This window comes from Nostoc sp. KVJ20, assembly GCF_001712795.1.
Lineage (GTDB): Bacteria > Cyanobacteriota > Cyanobacteriia > Cyanobacteriales > Nostocaceae > Nostoc.
On record NZ_KV757628.1, the window covers coordinates 19,016 to 28,172 of the forward strand.

The following is a 9,157-nucleotide window of genomic DNA, read 5'->3' on the forward strand; positions in this document are numbered from 1 at the left end:
TACAGGGGAGTATTATTTTCAATTGTAATTTTTGAATTGGTATTTTTTGAGTAACTCTTTAACTTGAGCAGCGACTAAGGGATGTGGATCTTTTTGTAACTGGGGGAGGATTTGCAGGAGAACGCGATGTGAAACCATATTTAAGTATGCGATCGCAGCTTCTCTCACAAAGCCAGTTGGATGACGCAAACTCACTAGAATCTCAGAACTGGTTAGTCGGATGCGTGTCACTTGAGCATAATGAAAACAACAAGCTAGACACCAGTCAGAAAGGAAGTTCCCCAACATCAGCAATCTGTGGAGGCGATCGCTAACCACCATACTTTCATAGTCTACAATCTTGGCTTCTATCAGATATTGTAATTTTTCTGATTGTGGTCGGTTATCTAAAATATTCAACAATAAAGACTTTGACGACAAAGTGACGGTATGCTCTAAGATTTCCAACCCCCGTGCTAAGTTTACCACTGAGAGCGATCGCAGATTGAATGCTGCTGCTTGCATCTTTTCTGGCGAATAAAGCAGTCTCAGTAACAGTAGCAGCCGTTCTTTGACATCCAATTCCAATTCTAGAAGGGCGCGTTGCAGTAACTCCGAGACAATCACAACCCGCTCACTGGATTGATGATTTTCTTTTTGGTCTAATATTTTAAAGTCAATGTATGCAGCATAAATTTCACCTAAAAACTTTAATTCCTGCTTGATTAAATTTTCTACCCGGCTTTCATAAAATCGATCTACTAAACCTCTAATTCCTGGTTGTTTATGTATTTTTAGTAAGCTGCGGAGAATATGATCCCTAGTAATACCCCAAGATGCCTCTAAGTTTTCCCATAAAGTCTCCAATGCTTCCTGAGTGCCGACTTGAGCAATGGTGCGCCAAGCGTACATCCGCACTACTTCGGGTTTATAAATATTCGTAGCCAACTGCAACAGCATTTCTAGAGCTTCATTTTCTAGTCGCATTAGGGCTGACATTGCTGTACTACGGGTTGATTTGTAATAAAGTGCTGCAATCAGTGCCGAATAGTATTCTTCTAAATGGGTTGCTGCGATCATTTCCAATACAGCACAGCGCACCCGTAACGACTCATCTTGTAATAAATTTGGGATGTGAATCCGCAACGCTTGCAAATAAACTGCTTCCCTGAGCGCTCTCACTCCATTTACCCGTTCACGTTCTTGCTTATGAGTCAGCATCCGGCGCATGGTTTGGGTAGCTGCTACCTTTTGCATGGGCGTTCCCTGGCGTAAAACTAAAGCGGCGGCGGTAGCGCGGATGAGTGAGTTTTGGCGGGGGTGTAAATATCCTTCTAAGAGACTTAAGTTGGGATTTGGTTCAGCCAACCAAACGTAGCGTAGTGCTAAGGCAAAAACTTCGGGGTTAGTTTCCTGGGATTGTTCTAACAAAGGACGGATGGCGGCTAGATAAGCCGGATTTACACCTCCCATCAGCATCACTTCCAAACTTTGGCGCTGCAAATCTGGGGTTAACTTCACTAGTAGCGGTGCTAAAACTTCTGCTGCTCCTTGGGAATCAATTTGGGCTAAAAGTTCAATACAAGAGCGTTTATCAGCCTCGCTGCCTTTTTCTGCTAAAGCTTTGACTACTCCCTGCTTAAAGAATCGTAAACCCACATTAGTCGCACTCAAGTGACCCCTTGCCACACTCAAGACTAACAGTTCAACATAGCGCGATCGCAATTCCCAAACTACTGTTAAACAGGTGCCAGCGATCAACATTGTCTCTGCTACCAACACCCACTTTTGTAGTGATACGGGTACAAACCGCCCACAAAACAATAGAGTTACAAAAATTACCGCTCCTGTCAAACCTGTAGCGATCGCTTCGGCGGTTCCACCAGATAAAGTCTGCATCCGGCTACGAATTCCCTCTGGAATCGGTTGGTACAGGATGGGGCCGCTACTCATGACAAAGGTGTAGCGCAGAAGTTCATCGCAGAATTTGACAATTATCAGACCCCAGAAAAAGCTTTGCGGTTGAATGGCTGGAATTAAATGCAGCAATACCAGCATTCCTGGTAGTGCAAAGCCGACGGTGATTGGTAAAAGCGTGGCGGTGAAAAATACTCCCATCCGTTCGATGAGTCGGCTGGAAATAAACCACTGCAACAACAACTCACACAGCCCCAACATCCCACCAAAAAGACCCAAAAAGCTAGCAAGTTCTCGGTCACTCAAATTGGATTTGAGTTCGCGCAGATATTGAAAATCTATTAACAACCCAATGACTTGTAATAAACCCACAAAGGCAAACAACTGCCAAACATAGCGCTTCAGCGGACTTTTGAGAAAACGCGCTCGTGAAGCTTGTTCTTCAGGAATTAGTTTTTGTGGGGTTTCAGGAAAAGCTGCTCGATAGTGATGAGTTAAATAGAATAGAATCCCCGATCCGAGTAAAATCATTACACAGGCGATGAGGATGATCTTATTCAGCGTCGTGTATTGTAGCAGCCAAGGTAGACTAAAGCCACTGATTACATCTGCGACTAAAAGACCACTACTGACTAGTGGATAAGTGCGCTTAATCTCCCGAATGTTAAATATTTGGTTGGCAACGATGGAGGTGTTGAGGTCATTGACTACATAAAGTGCATCCACCCACAGCCGCAGCAAAAATACCGAAATCACTGCCAGATAGGAGAAATGTGATCCCCAACGTAATACAACTAATAAAACTAACGGCATCAACATGCAAGGTGCGATCGCCACAATCACCTGGCGTAAGGGAAAAATCTTTTGCAGCCAAGAGTATAAAAAAACCAGTCCTGCACTCATTACGGCACTGGCAATATACATCCACGGCAGTAAATTAGTCCCATATTCATCCAAAAACAGCGCTACCGTGCTGTCCTCTGCCCAACGTAATCCTACAGATACAGTTGTATAGAAAAGGAACATTATCTGAGTTCGCTCACTCTCCTCTGGTCGGAGATTCACCCACTGTAGTAGTCGTGTCAAAGCACCTTTATTTGCAGCCAACCAGTAATTTTTCAGTTCCATGCAGTTTTATTTTCTGGTAGTATCACCGCGTAATGGGAAGCGGGGAAGCAGGGGGGACATGAGGAAGCAATAGGTTCGGATAAGCATTTTGAACTCAGAATTACGTTTGGGGGAAAGGTACTGGGTTTGGGTTAAAGGTTTTCTTCCCCCTTCCCCTTATCCCTTTCCCCTTTAACCGAACCGTATCGCCTCATCTCCTGGAAATAGCAAAAGTCCTGAGCAACTGAGTATTATGTTTCCCACTCAGCCTTCAGGACTATCGATTTTAGATAAATTTAATCAAAGAAGGCAGGAGGCAGAGGGCAGGATGAGCTACCGCTGCGCTATCTGTCTCCTGCCTGTGACCGTACCGAACTTGGGTCTAAAACCCCGCCGTCTACACGGCGCTTACAATTTGGTTGGGGTTTGAATCCCCATTCAAATTGTGCCTCCTGCCTCCTGCCTCCTTCAATGCGTTAGCGACGCGCAAAGCGAGTTCGCTTACTCTGTAAGAGTTGCAAGCTACGCTTTTAGCGTCTCGTAGAGAGCGTCATTGCGTTAGCGGAGCGGGGCGTTTTGGGGTACATCTTGTATCCAAACGAAAAATCCCCTAACTATAAGTCAGGGGATTTTCAAACTTGGTCTATTAATACAGTTAGAAGATTATTTTTTAGGCGAGATGAGCATCATCATGTTTCGCCCTTCTTTTTTAGGCGCTTGTTGAACCTCACCAAATGGCTCCAAATCCGTTGCCATTCGCTTGAGCAAATCTTCTGCTAGGTCGCTGTGTTGAATTTCTCTACCCCGGAACATCACAGTCGCTTTGACTTTATCGCCATCTTTCAAAAAGCGCTCTGCTTGCTTAACACGCACGTTGTAGTCGTGTTCTTCAATTTTGTAGCGCATCTTAACTTCTTTGACATCAGCCGTGTGCTGCTTTTTCCGGGCTTCTCGCGCCTTTTTTTCCTGCTCAAACTTGTATTTCCCGTAGTCCATAATCCGACAAACCGGCGGATCAGCTTTGTCACTGATTAGCACTAAATCTAGCTCTTTTTCTTCTGCTAGTTGTAGTGCTTCCTGTGGGAGCATAATTCCCAACTGGGCGCCGTCAGTGTCAATGACCCGAATTTTTGGGAAGCGAATTCGTTCGTTAATTTGGGGCAGATCGCGAGTTCTTTTCTTCTCAATCACAGCCATTATGATTAGTGGGAGCTCTTAATGAAGGATTTGGTGTGGTCTAAATTGGTATGCCTCAGTAGGCAAAATATAGAAGTCACTCAGGACTGAAAACATAGTCTCCAGTTCTAGGGTAACTAATCTATAAAATAGTTGCCTCGTTGTATTTGTCATTTTACTCAGTCTGAGAGAATTTCTCTGCAATAGTTAATCTAAATTACACAACCTAGACTCATATTAAATATTATTACAATTATTAAGCAAGATTTTTTGCGATGTCTACGACGCCCTTTTCATTCCACAGCAGGATGAAGGGGTCATTGTCCACCAGCTAGCCCCCTCCCCCCTGCTTCTTCGTTGAGGCGTTTGTGGGGCCGTTCAAACTGATTTTGGCACAGTCAATTATGCCAGCTTGTGCGATCGCCTGATCCAAAAAAAGCTTAAGTGAAATCTGTCCTTTTCATGATGATTTTCTTACACTCAGCACCCATGACCAATGACCAATGACCCCTCATAATCGAGGCATTTTGTAAAGTCGCCAAACTCCTACTTCACGATGGCGACAGCGTGATCAACGGATCAGGTAAATTAAGATAAGTAAAGAAAACGCTTTGAACTAAATGGCAGCTCTAAGCTTACAAGAAATTTCTACTCAGTTAGAAAGTCCGAATTTACGCGATCGCATGGTAGCCCTTGCTAATCTGCGTAATGTTCCCCCTGAAGATGCAGTCCCTTTAATTAAAAAGGTACTGGATGATGAATCTTTGCAACTGCGATCGATGGCAATATTTGCCCTCGGAATCAAGCCGACGCCAGAATGTTATTCAATTTTGGTAGGAATTCTCGAAAATGACCCAGATTATGGTATCCGCGCTGATGCCGCTGGTGCTTTAGGATATTTAGGTGACGCCAGAGCCTTTGAAGTGCTGTCGCGGGCATTTTATGAAGATACTGATTGGCTAGTACGCTTTAGTGCAGCCGTTTCTCTAGGTAATATTAAAGACCCTCGTGCCCGTCAAATTCTTCTTCAAGCATTGGATAGCAAAGAAGTAGTGTTGCAACAAGCTGCAATCTCTGCGCTGGGAGAAATTAAAGATATTGAGTCTGTCGATAAGATCCTGCGCTTCGCCCAATCAGATGATTGGTTAGTAAGGCAGCGTCTGGCAGAAGCCTTGGGAAATCTTCCCACTCCCAAAAGTGTTTCAGCTTTAAAATACCTGGAAAAAGACAATCATTTCAACGTTGCCGAGGCAGCCAGAATTGGCCTCAAGAAGCTTGAGGAAATAGACAATCAAGCTTAATATTAAAGCCTCCTGCTACCTTTTAATAATAATCAAGTGAGAATTTTAGCATTTTGATGCAGGGTAATTTCATTCATGAATATTGAAGAGTTTTTTCAGTTAAGTGCTGGTAAATGGTTTTCTCATCGTACTAGTCAACATTTGGCTTTTAACCAATCGGAACATAGCAAGTCAGACATCATCATTGAGACATTGGCTGTAGATCACCCAGAAGTGATCAAACTGTGTCAACAGTACAAAATTAATCCTAGTTCTGCTTCCTGTGCTACCAAAATTAACTGGAACGGGACAATGGACAAGGATCAAGCAAAACACAGTGGTTCAACTATGTTAGTTTCGATACCTGACGCGGATAATCCGACCCAAGGCAAATTGCTGCGAGAAATAGTTGATGCTAATAAAACTCCAGTTGCCGGACGCTATAAATTTGATAGTGATGATGCTTTGATTCTAACTATAGAGGATGAAACCATCTGGTCAGAGGAGCGCCTGTGGTTTGCTAGCCCCAATTTGCGGATGCGGGTGAATATCCTCAAGAGTTTTGGTGGATTTAGTATCACTTCCTTCACCTCTGAGATTCGCATGGGTGGATTTCCGCCAGCCGCGAAGACTTCGGAAGCGGCTAACTCAGTATCTAGTTAGTTTGATGTGTAGCTTGGGTTGAGGAACGTAGACGCGAAGCGGCTTCCCGTTCGCGTAGCGTCTCCGACAGGAGAAGGGTAACCCAACATTTTTCGGGGTTTGTTGGGTTTCGCTGTTGCTCAACCCAACCTTGTACCTTAGAAAGAGTAGTAGATCGTCCTAAACTTGGTCATAATAGACCGTTTTGTAGCACGGATCACTACAAAAATTTCCTAGACAGAACTCGAACAGTCGCCGGGGTCAAAACTTTAAATACTAGTATTTAAAGTATACAGTCCGCATCCTGCAAGGATGAGTGTAATCAAGGGGATGAATTCAACATATTGTTGAGTAATGTTGAGAAAAAATGGGAAATATCTCTGTGTGGATGTTTTTGTTAACGATCGCTTGACCTTCAAGACAGTCGCTACTGTTCTTCTTAACCCAAGCGTATTGGCTTATTAGCCACCACCAAATTTTAAAAGACTTTTTCCCAATCCCCAGTCCCCAATTGTGGATGTTGCTTATAAACAAAGGTAAATTTGTGGAATCTTAATAGACCAAGGGTGTCACACCGCGCATTTTACGTAAAGAATTTATACAAGCAGGACAATCGCAGTTAAATAGGTCGGTTGCCATATCGCTTTCTTGGTCATTGAACTCTAGCATGGGAACATCTTCTGGAGAAAACTCTATTTCCCGCTGATATTTAGGAATTTGAGCCAATACAGAAGCCCTTGCACACACTAAACCCACTTTATGTTTATTGCGTATACAAGATAGACTATCTTTGCTTTGGGCTTCTGGTTGTGGTTCTACGGCTTGCGCTTGATTGAGCATTACTCCCATCGAGAGAATAGAGCTAATCAGTATAGGAGAAGAAAGCAAACTCAGTATGAATTTGTTCATTAGTTTCCTTAGAAAACAATCTTAATCGCTCAGATTATCCGATTAAATCTTACAGTGCAAGTAAACTTGCATCAGGAATTACTTTAACTTAGAAGCTCGTAAGTACCGCCGTGTTCCAGCGCCCGTTGGTAGGCTGGACACTCCGTTACCATAGCCTTCGACCAGATACTCAATGATCGCACCGGATTCGGCCAGAGTCAAGCCACCGTCGGTAATCACTGGCGACTTACCGAGGGGATGTACTTCGCGCAGTGATGCTGGCGCTAACATAGTTTTCGGATCGCGATCGTAGCGTTTGACTTCGTATTAGAAGTAGGTTGATACCCAATACTTGTCGGGTTTTGGGGAAAAGGGTAAGGGGTAAGGGGAAAGAAAAAACCTTTAACCTTTTCCCAAAACCCAATTCCGAGTTCAAAATGCTTTACCGAAGAAAGGCAGAAGGCAGGAGGCAGAGGGCAGGAGGTAAGAAGTATCAATTAAAACTTTAGTTCTGGGTCTAAAGCCCAGTTCAAAGCAATAATTATACTGAGACTGCTTGCAGCGAGGTATAAAACCTCCTTGCTTCAATCCCACTCTTTTAAGGGTGGGTTACCTCCTGCCTCCTGCCTTTATCCTCCTGCCTCCTGAACCAAGCAGTATTGGGTTGATACCAATCACTCAAACTATAACAGGCTGATGGTTTTTGAACCTTGCATGACGAAAAATCAATAATTCAGGAGTGTGCGGCTTGTAGAAATCAAAAAATAGTTTGAAAATATCAAAGATTACCCCTCAAAACTGTTTGGGTTTTGAAGGGCAAAGTTAAGTTTAAATTCCAAGTTTAAAAATCTAGGAGAGTCACGTCTCGATATTTATGTTTGCCGAGGCTATTTAATGAAAATTAGAATTGTGCCGGATCAAATTCATAAATTCCTCGCGAGTCCGCACATCTTCTGAAAAAACGCCGCGCATTGCACTAGTAACAGTCCAAGAACCGGGTTTTTGTACACCGCGCATTACCATACACATGTGGGTTGCTTCTATTACCACTGCAACCCCTTGGGGTTTGAGTAATCCTTGTAAGGCATCAGCAATTTGCACAGTCAGACGTTCTTGAACTTGTAAACGTCGTGCATACATTTCGCAAACACGGGCGATCTTAGATAATCCTATTACTTTCCCATTGGGAATGTAAGCAACATGAGCACGACCAATAATCGGCAGAATATGATGTTCGCAGGAACTAAAAATATCGATGTCCCGAACCAATACCATTTCATTGGCATCTTCTGTAAATACTGCTCCGTTTAGCAGTTCATCCAAAGATTCATGATATCCTTTTGTGAGAAATTGTAAGGCTTTCATCACCCTTTTTGGAGTATCTTTTAGTCCTTCGCGGTCTGGATCTTCTCCTAATCCAATCAGCAAAGTACGCACAGCCTGCTTCATTTCGGCTTCTGTTACAGTTTGCTGTTGCCCAGTCGCTAAAGATGAGAGTACCTGATCAGCAGAAGTTAGATCGGGACGAATCGATAGAGTCATTTTGTGAGTTCTGTGGGAATGTTTGGTAAATCAGCTTGTTGTCAGATGTCGGTTGCGATTGACTCCTGACTCGTAACTAAGTGTAACATAACTTTACACTTCTTAATCACGCTAAACATTTTGTCAGCTTAAAAACCAATACGCTTGGGTTAAGGGCTAATTGTACAAAATTGTGGGTTTTCGAGACGCGATAAATCGCCTTCAAGACAAGTGTTTTGGTCTTATCTGAACTGTATTGTGAGTTCTGACTTTTCACGGCATGTGGAAAAGGTAACGATTAACCTAACCCCCTCCCCGACGCGGGAAGGGGGAAAATTCAAAGTTTCTCCCCTTTTAGGCTACGGTGTACACACAAATCCCAAAAACCCAGCTTGATAAGCATTTCCTCGTTCCCAGTTTCCGACTGGGAATGCATTCATTGAGTCTCTGACTCAATATCTGACCTGACTTTTCACGGCATCTGGAAAACCTCTCTCTAAATCAATACGCTTAGGTTAAGGTTACTGGTGTAGATAATTTGTCTTTGAAGACGCGATGAATCGCCGTCTCTACAAGTGTTTTGTTGCTCATTCTGAACTGTATTTCTCTCTAAATCTCTCTCCTAAAAGGAGAGAGACTTTGAATTT

General features: G+C 43.4%; 6 protein-coding genes and 1 pseudogene. 2 read left to right on the forward strand and 5 right to left on the reverse strand.

All coding sequences use genetic code 11. From position 1 onward, the window contains the following. Nucleotides 1-18 precede the first annotated feature (18 nt). The gene (locus A4S05_RS17965; RefSeq protein ID WP_069071165.1) at nt 19-3,024 is read right to left on the reverse strand and encodes a hypothetical protein; all 3,006 of its coding nucleotides are present in this window, start codon (nt 3,022-3,024) and stop codon (nt 19-21) included. Between the two features lie 642 nt (nt 3,025-3,666). After that, entirely contained in the window at nt 3,667-4,200 is a 534-nt protein-coding gene (gene infC / locus A4S05_RS17970) for a translation initiation factor IF-3 (protein WP_069071166.1), read from the reverse strand. Between the two features lie 599 nt (nt 4,201-4,799). On the opposite strand from infC, the gene A4S05_RS17975 reads away from it, so the two are divergent. After that, nucleotides 4,800-5,480, forward strand: coding sequence for a HEAT repeat domain-containing protein (locus A4S05_RS17975; RefSeq protein ID WP_069071167.1), 681 nt, complete (start codon nt 4,800-4,802; stop codon nt 5,478-5,480). Nucleotides 5,481-5,555: 75 nt separating this feature from the next. Next, on the forward strand, nt 5,556-6,122 hold the full coding sequence (locus A4S05_RS17980; protein ID WP_069071168.1) for a phycobiliprotein lyase: 567 nt from the start codon (nt 5,556-5,558) through the stop codon (nt 6,120-6,122). Nucleotides 6,123-6,653: 531 nt separating this feature from the next. Here the strand turns inward: A4S05_RS17980 and A4S05_RS17985 are convergent. The 3 genes and pseudogenes from A4S05_RS17985 to folE form a co-directional block, all read right to left on the reverse strand. Beyond that, complete coding sequence (locus A4S05_RS17985) at nt 6,654-7,010, reverse strand: hypothetical protein (RefSeq protein ID WP_069071169.1); 357 nt, start codon at nt 7,008-7,010, stop codon at nt 6,654-6,656. Nucleotides 7,011-7,088: 78 nt separating this feature from the next. Beyond that, nucleotides 7,089-7,304 (reverse strand): annotated as a pseudogene (locus tag A4S05_RS17990) (glutathione S-transferase N-terminal domain-containing protein); the annotation flags it as partial. Nucleotides 7,305-7,880: 576 nt separating this feature from the next. Beyond that, nucleotides 7,881-8,531: a GTP cyclohydrolase I FolE gene (gene folE / locus A4S05_RS17995; protein ID WP_069071171.1), complete on the reverse strand. Its 651-nt coding sequence runs from the start codon at nt 8,529-8,531 to the stop codon at nt 7,881-7,883. Between the last annotated feature and the right edge of the window lie 626 nt (nt 8,532-9,157).